The sequence below is a fragment of the Paraburkholderia sp. genome, assembly GCF_036488795.1.
In the GTDB taxonomy this organism is placed as follows: domain Bacteria; phylum Pseudomonadota; class Gammaproteobacteria; order Burkholderiales; family Burkholderiaceae; genus Paraburkholderia.
Window position 1 is genome coordinate 15,982 of the sequence record NZ_DASXHA010000102.1, and the last position, 14,204, is coordinate 30,185.

At 60.4% G+C, this 14,204-nt stretch carries 14 protein-coding genes; 7 read left to right on the top strand and 7 right to left on the bottom strand.

The window, feature by feature from the left end; translation table 11 throughout:
* Positions 1–3 precede the first annotated feature (3 nt).
* The 4 genes from VGH41_RS14400 to VGH41_RS14415 form a co-directional block, all read right to left on the bottom strand.
* The gene (locus tag VGH41_RS14400; protein WP_331598125.1) at positions 4–675 is read right to left on the bottom strand and encodes a glutathione S-transferase; all 672 of its coding nucleotides are present in this window, start codon (positions 673–675) and stop codon (positions 4–6) included.
* Between the two features lie 102 nt (positions 676–777).
* Positions 778–1,464, bottom strand: a complete 687-nt coding sequence (locus tag VGH41_RS14405; protein WP_331598126.1) for a PepSY-associated TM helix domain-containing protein — start codon at positions 1,462–1,464, stop codon at positions 778–780.
* Positions 1,465–1,502: 38 nt separating this feature from the next.
* On the bottom strand, positions 1,503–3,683 hold the full coding sequence (locus VGH41_RS14410; RefSeq protein WP_331598127.1) for a TonB-dependent siderophore receptor: 2,181 nt from the start codon (positions 3,681–3,683) through the stop codon (positions 1,503–1,505).
* Between the two features lie 318 nt (positions 3,684–4,001).
* Entirely contained in the window at positions 4,002–4,889 is an 888-nt protein-coding gene (locus tag VGH41_RS14415; RefSeq protein WP_331598128.1) for a LysR family transcriptional regulator, read from the bottom strand.
* Between the two features lie 120 nt (positions 4,890–5,009).
* Here VGH41_RS14415 and VGH41_RS14420 point away from each other — a divergent pair, with 120 nt between their 5' ends.
* The 6 genes from VGH41_RS14420 to argE all read left to right on the top strand — a co-directional run bounded on the left by VGH41_RS14420 (position 5,010) and on the right by argE (position 9,859).
* A complete protein-coding gene (locus tag VGH41_RS14420) occupies positions 5,010–5,858 on the top strand; it encodes a transporter substrate-binding domain-containing protein (RefSeq protein ID WP_331598129.1) in 849 nt (282 codons plus the stop codon).
* 16 nt (positions 5,859–5,874) lie between these two features.
* Positions 5,875–6,558: an amino acid ABC transporter permease gene (locus VGH41_RS14425; protein WP_331598130.1), complete on the top strand. Its 684-nt coding sequence runs from the start codon at positions 5,875–5,877 to the stop codon at positions 6,556–6,558.
* Entirely contained in the window at positions 6,548–7,210 is a 663-nt protein-coding gene (locus tag VGH41_RS14430) for an amino acid ABC transporter permease (RefSeq protein WP_331598131.1), read from the top strand. The genes VGH41_RS14425 and VGH41_RS14430 overlap by 11 nt, the downstream gene beginning before the upstream one ends.
* A gap of 71 nt (positions 7,211–7,281) precedes the next feature.
* Entirely contained in the window at positions 7,282–8,247 is a 966-nt protein-coding gene (locus tag VGH41_RS14435) for an agmatinase (protein ID WP_331598132.1), read from the top strand.
* A 45-nt stretch (positions 8,248–8,292) separates the two neighbouring features.
* The gene (locus VGH41_RS14440; protein WP_331598133.1) at positions 8,293–8,700 is read left to right on the top strand and encodes a RidA family protein; all 408 of its coding nucleotides are present in this window, start codon (positions 8,293–8,295) and stop codon (positions 8,698–8,700) included.
* Between the two features lie 16 nt (positions 8,701–8,716).
* Positions 8,717–9,859: an acetylornithine deacetylase gene (gene argE / locus VGH41_RS14445; RefSeq protein WP_331598134.1), complete on the top strand. Its 1,143-nt coding sequence runs from the start codon at positions 8,717–8,719 to the stop codon at positions 9,857–9,859.
* Positions 9,860–9,861: 2 nt separating this feature from the next.
* Here the strand turns inward: argE and VGH41_RS14450 are convergent, their stop codons facing one another.
* Positions 9,862–10,281, bottom strand: coding sequence for a secondary thiamine-phosphate synthase enzyme YjbQ (locus VGH41_RS14450; protein ID WP_331598135.1), 420 nt, complete (start codon positions 10,279–10,281; stop codon positions 9,862–9,864).
* 326 nt (positions 10,282–10,607) lie between these two features.
* Between VGH41_RS14450 and VGH41_RS14455 the strand changes: the two genes are divergently transcribed.
* Positions 10,608–11,594: a chemotaxis protein gene (locus VGH41_RS14455; protein ID WP_331598221.1), complete on the top strand. Its 987-nt coding sequence runs from the start codon at positions 10,608–10,610 to the stop codon at positions 11,592–11,594.
* Positions 11,595–12,248: 654 nt separating this feature from the next.
* Here VGH41_RS14455 and VGH41_RS14460 read toward each other — a convergent pair.
* Together VGH41_RS14460 and VGH41_RS14465 are read right to left on the bottom strand one after the other, a co-directional pair.
* A complete protein-coding gene (locus VGH41_RS14460; protein WP_331598136.1) occupies positions 12,249–12,950 on the bottom strand; it encodes a M35 family metallo-endopeptidase in 702 nt (233 codons plus the stop codon).
* On the bottom strand, positions 12,943–13,473 hold the full coding sequence (locus tag VGH41_RS14465; RefSeq protein WP_331598137.1) for a PAAR domain-containing protein: 531 nt from the start codon (positions 13,471–13,473) through the stop codon (positions 12,943–12,945). The genes VGH41_RS14460 and VGH41_RS14465 overlap by 8 nt, the downstream gene beginning before the upstream one ends.
* Positions 13,474–14,204: the final 731 nt, after the last annotated feature.

Sequence of the window (14,204 nt, forward strand, 5' to 3'; positions counted from 1 at the left end):
GCTTCAGCTCAGCAGCTCATAAGGACCGCCGCGTTCCAGTGCACGCTGATAGGCGGGCCGCGCATGGATGCGTTCGAGAAAATCCGTGACCGCCGCAATCTTGCCGCTGCGACCACCACGTGCGGTGGCGGCTTCGAGCGGGAAGCTCATCTGGATGTCCGCCGCGCTGAACTCATTGCCGACGAACCAGCCGGTCGGCGTGAGCGCGTCGTTGATATAGCTCAGATGCAGTTCGAGTTGCGGATCAATGAAGCTCGCTTGCAGCGTCTGGGAAATCTTGCGTGCAATCGGTTTGGCGAAAAACGGCATCGGCGCACTGGCGATGCGCAATGCCACCAGTTTCAGCAGCAGCGGCGGCATCGCCGAACCTTCCGCGTAGTGCAGCCAGTACGTGTAGCGCAGACGTTCGGGCGTGCCTGCGGCAGGCGCGAAGCGTCCCTGTCCATAGCGCTCCAGCAGATACTCGATGATCGCGCCCGATTCGGCGATGGTCTGGCCGTCGTCGGTAATCACAGGCGACTTGCCGAGCGGATGAACGGCGCGCAATTCGGGCGGCGCCAGCATCGTCTTCGGATCGCGCTGGTAGCGCTTGAGCTCGTAAGGAACGCCAAGTTCCTCCAGCAGCCACAGAACGCGCTGCGAACGCGAGTTGTTCAGATGATGGACGGTGAGCATGAGTGATGGATTCGACCAGGGAGGGTCTCATCATAGAGGCAGCCGGTCGAGACCGGCCTCTAGTCGTCAGGTGCTCCGTGCCCGCGCGCCTTTGCAGCGCGATCAGATGGACTGCGACGCCAGCACGATTGCGGCCGCCAACGACACCACGAAAATCGACGTGCCGATGGTTTTGCGCCGGTTCAGTTCGGTCCACAAGAGCACGCCGGTGAGCGACAGCAGGATCAGGCTGCCTGCAATCGAATCCGCCAGCAGAATCCAGCCCACGCCCGCGCCTTCGGAACGATGCAAACCTTCGATCGTGTTGACGAAGCCCTGGTCGCGCCGCTCGACGCTCACCATGCTGCTGCCTTTCCAGAGATCCGCGGTGACCAGATAGCTGGGCGCGATGAAGCGCACGGTCCAGTGTTCCGGCTGGATCACGGACTGGTCGCCCCATGTGACCGGTTGGGCTTTCTCGCGCGTCACGCGGGCGGCGGGACGGTCGAGCTTCAATTCGGTCTGCAGATATTCCGCAAGCTCGCGTGGCGACTTGGGCGGCGGCGTTGGCACCGCGACCTGGATGGTCGAGACGAGGGGACCGCCCACCTTGATCTTCATCGTCGCACGATGGTTCTGCAAGATGCCGGTCACGCCGAAGAGCAGCCCGAGCACCGCACCCCACAGGCCGACCCAGCCGTGAATCTTGCGGAGCCATTTGAGAAAAGTGCTGCGGCGCGAGCGCGATTTCTGCGTGTTGTCTTGCGACGTTGCCTGCCGGGCGTCAGGTTTCAGGATGGTTGCCTGCATGATGTCGTCCGCTGGATTGGAGGTGAGAAGTGCGCGTATTAAAAGTCGAAGGTCGAACTGAGTTCGAGCGTGCGGGCAAGGCCAACACCAATCTGGTTCGAGCCGACCGCGCTCCAGTAACGCTTGTTGGTGGCGTTTTCCAGGTTCGCCTGAAAAGTCGCGCGCTTGCCGAAAATGCGCGTGGAATAGCGCAAGCCCGCCGTGAACAGCGTGTAACCGCCAATCGAGGCCTGGTCCAGATCGTTGACCTTGCGCGGTCCGATGTAGTACATGCCGCCGTTGACCGACAGCCCCGCAACAGCCGGAATGCGGTAGTCGGCGAACAGGCTCGCGGTCACGTGCGCGGCGTTTTCGGGCGTTTTGCCGACCAGCGCCGGATCAGGTGAATCGACTTGCGTGGCATCGAGGTAGACCGCGGAGCCGATCACCGACAGATCGCGCGTCAGGTCGCCCTGCAACGAAAATTCGACACCGCGATAACGTGCATTGCCGTTGAGTACATAGACGTTGTCGGCATTGGTATCGGCTGACGGCTGGCGCAAATTGAACAACGCAAGCGAGGCAAGCATGTTGCTCGTGATCTGGCTTCGCACGCCGATCTCTTCCTGCTTGCTGACGGATGCGGGCAGGATCTGGTTGGCGTTTTCGGCGGTGGCGGGGGCGCTGCCCGCGGATTCGAGCGCTTCTACGTAGCTCGCGTAGACACTGGTAGTGGGCGTCACGCGAAAGCTCAGGCTCGCCGACGGCGTGGTCCTGCTGACGTCCGAGTTGGGCGTGCCTGCCTGAGACGTGATGTATTCGGATTGGCGCACACCGGGAATGAACTGCAGGCGCGAAGTGAGATCGATCCGGTCGTACAGGTAAGCGCCGCCATTGCGGACATGCTGCGCGAAGAACGGTTTCGGCGTGCCGCTCGGCGTCAACGCGGTGATGTCGACGGGGTTATACAGGTTTTGCGCAGCCGTGTACGTGTATGACGTGAAGTTCGGCTGATACATCCAGTCCTGCGAAACACCGAGCGTGAGGTCATGTGCCAGCGGGCCCGTCTTGAACACGCCGTTCGTTTCGAGGCGGACGGTCTCGTTCTGATAGCGCTGGCCGTTTTGCTGCGTGGCCTGCACGGTTCCCGCGCCGGTCACCACGTTGTACTTCTGAAACACCCAGTTCCAGCGGTCGCGCCGCGTAATCGATTCGCCTGCGGCCACGCTCACGCTCCAGTTGTCGGAGAACGCGTATTGCGCCCGGATCAGGTTCGTGTCCGCGCTGGCCCGCGTCGGATAGCCTGCGCCCGACAGCAGCCTGGTCGGATCGGGAATGGCCGGCATCGCAATGACGCCCTGCTTGTTGGCTGCGAGCGGCACAATGCCGGCCTGTTCGACGACACTCGTCTCGATGTGCTCGAGGTCGTACTGCAGCGTCAGGCGATTGTTGACGCGCCAGTCGAGCGCGGCGCTGATGAACTTTCGATAGCCATGATCGCCGTCGATGGGCGTCTCGACGTGTTCATCCATTGCATTGACGCGCACGCCGAACTGACTGTCGGTGCCGAAGCGCCGGCTGATGTCCACGCTTGCGCCGTACGACCCGTGCGAGTCGCCGAGCGCGCTCACGCTGGTGACGGGTTCGGTGCCGGCGCGCTTCATCACCATGTTGACGATGCCGGCGGGCGCGGCGAAACCGTAATAGAGCGCGGAGGCGGCTTTCAGGACTTCGACGCGGTCCTTGTCCTCCATCGGCATCCAGATGTTGTTGTCGATCGGCAGAATGCCGTTGATGTAATAGCTGGCCCGGTTGTCGAGCGGAATGCCGCGGATCGAAAGATTGTCGTAGGCCAGCCCGCTCAACTGCTGGCGCGTGACCCCCGCCACATTGCGCAGAGCGTCATAGAGGCCCGTGTCGCCCTGAGCGTCCATGACGCCGCGCGTCACGACGTTCACCGTGGCCGGCACGTCCAGCACGTCCATTCCGTTGTACGGACCCGTTTCGACGGATTTCGGCGCAAAACCATGTGCTCGCTCGCCGTTGACGGTCACTTGCGGCAATTCTTTGCCGGTGGCTTCATCAGCGCCCGAGGAGGCCGTGCTATCCGCGGTCTCGGCCATGACCGGCCGTATTGCGAAGCTCAGCAGCCCCGCGACGAGTACTGCGCTAACCCGTTGACCCAGCTGATTCCCCTTGGCGAGCGGCGAACGCCGGGCTGCCCCTTTCCTGCGGCACATGTGCAAACCCCTGACCTGTTGCGTAATCGCGACCCCAAGCGCGGCGCGTCAGGCCGGCCTGAATGGCTGCGAAATTGTTTTATGAAATGCAAATGAGTCGCATTTATATTCGTATTTAAATGAAAAAGCAAGCGACATGTACGTGACATGACAGCCAGTGATAGTGGCAAACGGGGGCAGGGAGGGCGGCGTGGCAGCCGGGGTCAGGCGTAGCGGGAAAGCGCCCGCGAGCTGGGCGCGGGCTCGATGGGCCACGACTGCCTGACAACAGGCGATGACTGCCGGACCATCCGCAGGTTGAAGGGAAGGCGAGCCACCCTAGCTGCGATGCGCCTCCAGCAGCAGCTGCAGAAACGTTTCCGCGCTGCGCGACAAGGGCCGTGCTTCTTCGACGATGGCGCAAAACGGCATGGGATAAACCGGCGAATCGGGCAAGACGGCAAATTCGTAGCGTGGCCCAAGCTGTGCGGCGTAGTGCTCCGGCAGCAGACCCACGTAGTGCCCGGTTGCGACGGCGGTGGCGACGGCCTCGAGTCCGCTCACATCCGGCCCCTGGGTGAAACCGTGCACCGCCAGCGCATCTTCCACGAATGGATGCGGCCGGTATGCCAGCGGCAACGCGCGGGCGTCGTCATGCTCGCGGATGACGCCGGCCGTTGCGGGCCGATAGAACACGCGATGCGTCTCGGTGAAAAGCGGGTAGTGGCGAAACGCGCGCATTCGCTTATATGCGCCGCGAATCGCGATCTGCACGCGCCGCTCGCTGAGCGCCGCGCCGAGATCGTTGAAGGTCATCACCGAAAGCGACGGCCGTACGAGTGGCGCAATCCGTTGCAGTTCGGCAAGCGCTTCGGGGATGTGACAGTCCTCGTGCGTCAAGACGTGCTCTGAAGTGCCCAGCAGCAGCGGTCCGGATAGCACGCCGCGCACCGCATCCACTTCGGGTTTGATACGCTCGAGCGATTCCAGCGCCTCGAGTGCCACGCGCAATGCGACCGTGCCGCTTTCGGTCAACTGGAATCCGCCGGGACCCCGTTCGCACAGTTTTACGCCAAGACGAGCCTCGACGTCGTTGATGTGCCGGCTGATCGAAGCTTTCGACATCGACAGCGCGCGCTCGGCGGCGGCGAATCCGCTTGCCTGGGCGGCTGCGCAAAACACGCGCAGCGAGCGCAGGTCGCGTTCGGTGAGGTCCATTTTTTTCATTGACGGCCTTGTCAAAAGGTCTCAAGTTTAGAGACCATATCAACAAAAAAATAGTTTTCCAAAACTTTTTTGACTATCTACATTCTTTCCAACCCCTATTTCTAACGCCCGGTGATCACCATGCTGACGCTTAACCGACGCACCTTCCTTACCGTAGCGGGCGGCGCTTCGCTCGCGCTTGCCCTGCCGTCCCTGGCGTTTGCGGAAGGCGGAACGCTTGCCGACATTCGCCAGCGCGGCAAGCTGACGGTCGGCACCGAGGCCGCGTACGAGCCTTTCGAGTTTGTCGAAGACGGCAAGGTGGTGGGCTATGGTCACGACATCCTCGAGTACATGGCCAGCAAGTTAGGCGTCACGCTCAATCAGGTCAATCTGCCTTTCCAGGGCTTGCTGCCCGGACTCATGACGCATAAGTTCGATTTCGTCGCGACGAGCGTGGGCATCAATGCCGAGCGTGCCAAGCGTTTCGCGTTCTCGGAGCCGGTTGGCGTCGTCGACACGGTGCTGGTCGTGCGTTCCAATGACGCCGCCATCAATAAGGTCGACGACGTGGCGGGCCACGTGGTGGGCACCCAGATGGGTTCGTCTTCGCAGCCCATCGCACAGGCGTTCGATGCGCAACTGAAAGCAAAGGGCACAGGCTACGCAGACATGAAACTGTTTCAAGCCTACCCGGACGTGATGGTTGCGCTCACCAACAAGACACTCGACGTCGGCATCATGCCATCCAACATCGTAGCCGTGCTCATGAAGAAAGAGCCCGGGCAGTTCCGCGTGGTCGGCAAGATCGGCGAGCCGAAAATGCTGGCGTGGGTCGCCAATCCGCAGGACAAGGAAATTCGCGCGTTCATCAATACCTCGCTGACGGAGCTCGCGAAGAACGGGCAGCTCGCGCAAATGCAGAAGAAGTGGTTCGGCTACACGATGGAGCTGCCGACTAGCGGCTATCTACCGGAAGGCGCGGTCTAGGCAGCGGGAGCGTTGCATGAATTCGCTCCTCGGCAGCACAGTTGCCGCGCTACGGCCGTTTTTCCACGATCTCGCAGGCGGCGCATTTACAACCATTGCAACCAGCGTGGTGGCGTTCGCGCTCGGCATGGTGATCGGCGTGGTGCTGTTGCTGATGCGCGCGCACGGCGGAAGGGTGCTCGCCGGCTTCGTGATCTTCTACGTCAGCCTGATTCGCGGTACACCGGCGCTGATTCAGATGCTGGTCGCCTATTACGTGTTGCCCGCGGTGCTCAATGTTCCGCTATCACCGGTGCAGGCCGGCATCCTGGCGCTTGCCCTGAATACGGCAGCCTATGTGTCGGAGATTCTGCGCGGCGCGTTGAACTCGCTCGGGCGCGGCCAGATGCCGGCTGCGCGTGCGCTCGGCATGGGTTCGCTGCAGGTATGGCGCTATATCGTGTTGCCGCAGCTTTTCTACCGCTCCATTCCGCCGCTGACCAGCGAATTCACGATGCTGCTCAAGGCATCTTCGTTAATGTCGATCATCGCGGTCCACGATCTGGCGACTGTGGCGCGTGACGCGACACTGCAAACGGACTTGCCGCTACAGGTGTTTTCCGCAACCGCGGTGATTTACTTTGCGATTCTGTTCGTCGCGTCGTCCGCGTCGCGCAGGCTCGAGCGACGTGTCGCAAAGGTGTTGCCCAATGTCCATTGATCTGTCCATCGTCCAGTCGTCTGTCAGGCCGTTGCTACAAGGGCTCAAGGTTGCCGCGCAGGTTTGCGTGCTGGGCATACCGCTTGGCATCCTGGCCGGTACAGTCGCCGCTTATCTGCGCGCCTCTGGTTTGCGGGTGCTGCGAGCGCTTGCGCTCGCCTATGTAGAGATTGTGCGCAACGTGCCGTTCCTGATTCTCGTCTACCTGAGTTTCTTCGGATTGCCAAAGATCGGCGTGATGCTGCCGGCGTTTGCAATTGGCGTCGGCGCGACAGCCTTCTATACCGGCGGCTATTTTTGCGAAATCCTGCGCGCGGCGTTCGGCAGTCTCGCCCATGGGCAGATTCAGGCCGCGCGCTCGCTTGGGCTATCGGGCTGGCAAGTGCAGCGTCACGTGGTGTTGCCGCAGATATTCGGCTTCCTCGCGCCGGCCACCACCAGCCTCACGATCATGATGTTCAAGGATACCTCGATCTTCTCGGTGATGAGCCTGACGGAGCTGACGTATCAAAGCAACCTGCTTACCGCCGACACCTTCGCTTATGTGGAAGTGCTCGGCACCACCGCACTGATTTACTGGCTATGCAGCGTATTGCTCGACATTGCAGGCCAGTGGTCGGAGCGTTATGCGACGCGTTACCGGCGTGTTTAAGTGCGCCGGCCGACCGCTGTGAATCGACCACGCACCATCGAAACCCGATCTCATCCATGTTGGAGATTCTTATGAGCCGACCGCTTACCGTGCCGCCGAAGACCGGGCACAAGACGTTGCTGTACTCGACTTTGGCAATGGACCTCGATCACCTCGAAGCCGATATCGCCGTGCTTGGCATGCCCTACGGCGCGGCCTATTCCGCTGCCGATTTCACCAACGACCAGACCAACGCGCCCACGGCGATTCGTCAGGCGACCGATCGCGTGGTGCGCTCGCCGGGCCACTACGATTTCGACATCGACGGTCCGCTGCTGCAGGAACGCGACGATATCCGCTTCGTGGATTGCGGCGACGTGATCGCCGATCTGGCCGCGCCGGGCAGCCACTACGAGCGCGTCGAAACCGCAGTGCGCAAGATTCTGGCGGCGGGCGCGTTGCCTATCGTGATGGGCGGCGATCACGGCATTACGACGCCGGTGCTGCGCGCCTTCGATGGCATGGGTCCGATTACGCTGGTGCATATCGACGCCCATCTGGACTGGCGCGACGAAGTCAACGGCGTGCGTGAAGGCTTGTCCAGCCCCATCCGTCGGGCATCGGAAATGAAGCATGTCGCGAAGATCGTGCAGATCGGCCTGCGTGCCCAGGGCAGTGGACGCCCGGAAGAATTGCGTGCCGCCAGGGCGTACGGTGCGGAGCTGATTACGGCGTACGAGTTGCACGATATCGGCATGGACGCGGTCCTCGAGCGCATTCCTGACGGCGGCAACTACTACGTGACCATCGACGCTGACGGTCTCGATCCATCGGTGATGCCGGCCGTCGCGGGTCCCGCGCCGGGTGGCGTCACTTTCGTGCAGGCCCGCAAGCTGATTCACGGCCTCGTGAAGAAGGGGCGCGTGGTGGGCATGGACATCGTCGAAATCCAGCCGGAGAAGGACGTCAACCAGATTTCGTGCATTACGGCCGGCCGGCTGATTCTCAATCTGATCGGCAGCGCGATTCGCGCCGGCTACTTCGACAAGCGCGGCTAATTCGCAAGCATCCTCATACAGCAGATTTTCTTTGGACTTACGATCATGGAACACATTCGCATCCGGCCGTTCAACACCAGGGATACCTATCCGGAGCAAGCGCTCGACAACGATCTCGCGCAAGCGGTAGTGGCTGGTAATATGATCTTTCTGCGCGGACAGATCGGCCAGAACCTCGACACGTATGAGTCGGTGGGGATTGGCGACGCGGCGGCGCAAGCCGAGCAAGCCATGGCAAACGTGAAGATGCTGCTCGAAGAAGCCGGCAGCAAGCTCGAGGACATTTGCAAGGTGACGATCTACCTGACGGACGTGCGTTTTCGCGAGCCGGTTTATCGGGTGATCGGACGCTGGTTGAAGGGCGTGCATGCAGTATCGACTGGCCTCACGGTGACCGCACTCGCGCGGCCTGAGTGGCTCGTCGAAGTGGATGTGATCGCAGTCAAGTCGTAAAACGGAGGACCTGTTCATGCCGAACGCCGTCGAACTCCTTGCGAAACTGGTGAGCTTTCGCTCCATCAGCCGCCACTCGAATCTCGACCTGCTCGAATATGTCGAGTCGTATTTGAGCGGCTTCGGTGTGAACTCGCGGCGCGTCTATAGCGCCGATCGTCAGCAGGCGAACCTGTATGCGACGATCGGGCCGAAGGACCGCGGCGGCATTTGCCTCTCGGGACACTCAGACGTCGTGCCGGTGGAGGGCCAGCCGTGGAGCACCGACCCGTTCGTCCTCGTCGAAGGCGGTGCGGGCCGTCTGTACGGTCGTGGCACATCGGACATGAAGGGCTTTCTGGCCTGCGTGCTCGCTACGGTTCCGCACTTCGTTGAACATGCAACCAACACGCCGATTCACATCGCCATCAGTTATGACGAAGAGATTGGCTGTGTGGGTGTACGCAGCCTGATCGAAGAACTGGCGCGGGATACGGCCAAGCCGATCGGCTGCATCATCGGCGAGCCGACGGGTATGCGTATCGCGGCCGCGCATAAGGGCAAGAGCGCGTATCGCTGCTGCGTCAAGGGACTTGCCGGACATTCCGCCACGCCGCACCTGGGCGTCAACGCAATCGAATACGCGGCGGAACTCGTGAGTTTTCTGCGCAGCAACGCGCGCGCGTTGCAATCGGACGGCGCGGCCGACCCCCGTTACGATCCGCCGTACTCGACGGTGCAAACCGGCAAGATTACCGGCGGCGTCGCGGTGAACGTCGTGCCCGATCATTGCGAATTCGATTTCGAAATCCGCGAATTGCCAGGCGAAGACGGTGTGAGGCTGGTCGACGCGCTGCGGCGTTTTGCAACCGGCACGCTGCTGCCGGAGATGAAACGTGTGGCGCCGGATGCGGCTATCGAACTGGAGCCGCTCGCGGCCTACCCGGGTCTTAGAGACGATGCATCGTCAAGCGCCTTGAAGACGTTGTGCGGCGGCCTGCTGGACGACAAAGGCGAAATGACCCTGTCGTTCGGCACCGAGGGCGGTCTGTTTCAGTCCATCGACATTCCGACGATTGTGTGCGGCCCCGGTCTGATCTCGCGCGCTCACAAGGCCGATGAATTCGTCACGCTCGATGAACTGCGCGCATGCACGTCGTTTCTTGAACGCCTCGTCTAAGGTCATTCGCCAATGAGATGCGCGACGATGTCGCGCGTCTGCGGATGGCGCCGGTGCTCGAACAGGTAAATGCCTTGCCAGGTGCCGAGCGTCATGCGGCCATGTTCGACCGGCACGCATAGCTGCACCTGCGTGAGTGCGGTGCGCAAATGCGCGGGCATGTCGTCGGGACCTTCCGTATCGTGCTCATAGCGCTCCGGGTCCTCTGGTGCGAGGGTGCCGAAGTACGTTTCCAGATCGCGCCGCACGGACGGGTCGGCATTTTCCTGAATGATCAGCGACGCGGAAGTATGGCGGCAAAACAGCGTCAGGATACCGGTCTGGATGGATTGCCCGTTGACGAATTCGCGTACCTCGGCGGTGAACTCGACGAGTCCGCGCGCGGGTGCTTTGATGTGCAAATGGCGAAGGGCTTGGTGCATCGGATCGGCTCCGGCCTGGTCAGTCTTGGGAGGGTGGGACGTGCAATCTGCACGTGCTGGCGGCACTGCAGCAAACCAGTATGCCATGCGGATTACACGCCGGGCACGCCGCGAGGGGCCCTTCGCCTGGACAAATAGCGAGCCTTTGCGAGCGCCAACGCGTCCCCCACAACCCTTGTCCAGCACCGCTCGCCGGGATAAATCGCACCTCGCGTTGAACTTTGCGCGTTACGCGCCGATAACCTGATATGAGGCGGAAGCGTTCGATCGGTGTCATGCGCGACATCTACGCGCTGTGCCCGGAAGTCGAACCCGGAGAAGGTGTGATGGTGACAGATCTGCGTGTAACTGATGAACGGACGAGCCTGACCAGTTCAAACAAATTCGAATTGCTGCTGTTTCGCCTTGGCAGCGTTCCCGGCAGCGATTCGCATGAGCTTTACGGCATCAACGTGTTCAAGGTGCGCGAAATCTCGACGATGCGCGCCGTGACGCCGATTCCCGGCGCGTCGGAGTTCGTGATGGGCGCCGTGGATATTCGCGGCCAGGTGATTCCGGTGATCGATCTGCCGCGCCTGATGGGTTGCGAGCCGAGTCGCGGTTTGAACATCCTGCTCGTGACCGAGTTCGCCCGGACGGTCCAGGCATTCGCGGTCGAGGAAGTGGATGACATTGTGCGGCTTGAATGGAACCAGGTCTTGACGGCTGACGGTTCTGCGGCCGGCAAGTCGATCACGAGCATTGCGCGGATTGACGGCAACACCGGCGATTCGCGGCTTGCGCAGGTGATCGACGTGGAGCAGGTTCTGCGTGACGTTTTTCCGGCCCAACATCCGGCCGTCGATCCGAAGTCGGTCGGCGCGCATCTGAACATACCCAGCGGCGCAAAGATTCTCGCCGCGGACGACTCGGGTTTCGCGCGCAAGCTGATCGAGCAGGCGCTGGAGGCGATTGGCGCCGAGTACATCATGGCGAAGACCGGAGAGGAAGCCTGGAACATGCTGCAGCAAATCGCCCGCGAGGCACAGTCGCAGAAAGTGCGCGTGCGCGACAAGGTTGCGCTGGTGCTGACCGACCTGGAGATGCCGGAAATGGACGGCTTTACGCTGACACGCCTGATCAAGGGCGATGCTCGCATGCGTGATATTCCGGTTGTGATTCACTCGTCGTTGACGGGCGCAGCAAACGAAGCGCACGTGAAGAACGCGGGCGCGAATGGCTATATCGCGAAGTTTGCGGCGGGGGAGTTGGCACAGGCGCTTCGCAAGGCTCTTGCCGCTGCTTCGGGAGAGTTTGTGGCGCAACCGGCTTGAGAGTAACGGAGAGGAAAGCAAACTCATTCGCATGGCGTTCGGAATTGCGAATGATATTTATAGGGCCGCCCACGAGCGGCCCAGTTTGTCACTGACGAGTCACGATTCCTGTATGTCGCCCGCGCTGATGTCCAGTGTGCGCAGTTCAATCACGTCGTCCAGAAGATCGGTTGAGACCGATGGTTCAGCCGGCGAATCAGAAGCCCCGCATTGCGCGGGGACGTTCCCGTCGATCGCTATTGTCTTGGGTCGTTTATGCCACACGGATTCTCGCATCCATCAAGACTACAAGCGGGTTCGAATTCGACCTCAATCTGATTACGCTCACTGAGTGGAACTTGAGCGCTCGTGCGCCAGATTTTGGTGTCGATGTTGATCCGATTCGGCACGACCTCCAGACTCTGGAGATAGTCGCTGACCGACTGGGCGCGCTTACGCGCGACCATTGAAGCGTCGTGCTCGCGTTCATCCGCCAGTCCGTATATGACCACGGACCCTTCTTTTGCGGTGCTACCACGAACAGTTATGAGCAGCTCGGCTAGCTTCAAACGATCAACATTCGAAAGCTCGGTTACGTTTCGCTCCATCTTGCCGCCATACTGGAATGCAAAGCTACATGCGTTTGCGGTACATGATAGCGACGCTGCAAGAACGCTAGTCAATGCAAAGCACGTACCACGCAATATTGTCCGCGTTTTGTAGTGCCATGGAGGGCTCGTCTTTGGCGAGTCGCATACCGAGAAATTGTCCATAAGTGTTGTTGTAATCCACTGATCCAAAGGTGTCTAGAAAGTGCGTGCATTCGTGAACAATCGTCAGTTGCCTGGAAGAGAGCGTCGCAGAACTCTTGTCCGGCATCGTACAGAAGTTCGCCGTCACGGCAATCGTATGCGTCGCAGTATCCGGTCGACAAACGTGGGCAACTTCTCCCGCCAGGTTCTTGCGATTTGGTACGCAACCGGTTGCGCGATCCAGATAGGAATCACGACGGACAAAATTGTTTCCGGTGAGCCCGTTCATTACTACGATCAGTGCCGCCAGACCTTTGAGTAACGTTTGTCTGGTTGCTTCGTCTGCCGTACCGAACCACGTTCTAACGCGCGCCTGTGCTGTCGGTTGCCACGCAGTTAACTCTCTGATGCGTTGCTGCACAACCTTTACAGCATCGTCCCGTAACGACAGGACGGTGTTTCGGAATTCACCATCGGTCATATTTGGGCAAATCGGCGTGGTGTCGATCGTCACATAGACCATCGAACCAGGATTTGTGTTTGTAACCGCGCTCGAATGAATCTCGAACCATTCTTCGTTTTCACTTCCCTTGAACGTGTGGCTATTGATACCCGTATCACTCATTTATGGTTTCTCCTGTTGCATAGAGTCTTAGCCCTTCTCTTCCGTCGGTTGCAATCCGTTTCGTTTCGCCCAGACCGCTTGTTATGCCAGTGATCACTTGTCCGCTATCAGTGACGATGCGATAGCCCACATTGGAAAGTGGGCGGCGAGCACTATCAACCAAAGTAAATTGCTCGTCATACTGTTCCGTGTGCACGGGTTCACGCGAGGAACTGGCCACGGCGGTCGTGTTCGAGCCACCAGGGTGCCTGTGGACGAAACATCCGACATCGTCACGTGCGTACACGCGATTCTTGCCGCACGGACATAACACCTGATCGCCCTGGATAACGACGTGGGTTCCATTGTTGTTCATTTCCTCCCCGGTGCCGTACATGGGCCACAAGCCTTTGCAGTTCCCGCACGTTGCACTTTCGCCGTGGAGCGCGACCTTTTTCCCGTTGTCATGAATGTCTGCTTTTACCGCCACAACTGTCCCTCCCGTAGTGGTGGGATCACCAAATCTGACTACCGGAATGCGCATCAGGTGCCTCCGACGATTTCGAGTGTTAGCCGGCGCATGTCATTGGTCACGTTATGCGAGCGGTTAGTCCGTTTCACGCATCCACTGCGCGCGGTTTGTGCGCGAATGGTTGCGAGTGCATACATCCTGCCTTTTTGTTGTTTCTGATCTGACATCTCGATACCTCTACCAGGTAGATGAAAATCACCGGCCCACAGAACTGCCGGCGCTGCGGCGGCAACCCGCGTCGCCGTTCGCAAAGATCATCTGTGGATACCCGTGCATATGGATATAAGGTAAATCCGAAAACAGAAGCGCGGCTTGGGCGCATCGCATGGCGAATGACGAAGGGGGTTCATGGTGAAGGGGACGGCTGAGAGGAGCGTAGGCGCAACCGCCATGCGTCGGGGTGAATCGGAACCTTCGAATCCGCGCAATTTCGTCACGTCAATAGCGTCTCTGCGCAGCGTGTGATCGAATCGCGGGTCGGCCCGCGAACAGGGGCAAGCGAGCGATGCCCGTTGCGTTGCACTGACGGCGTGTTTGGCATGATCTGGCAGACCGTGCGTGCGCCCACGCTATTGATCAGGTCGGCTTTGTTTTTTGCTGTGTCTGAATCGCGCGCTCCGTGCGCCGAAAGACCCGGAGAATAGCCGACGGTCTTGCTGGGGTGTGAGGGACTACTGCTCTTGAGCGCAGTCCAGCGGAAGAAATATGTGATGCCGCTGTTTGGCGTCGGCGTGACGCCAAAG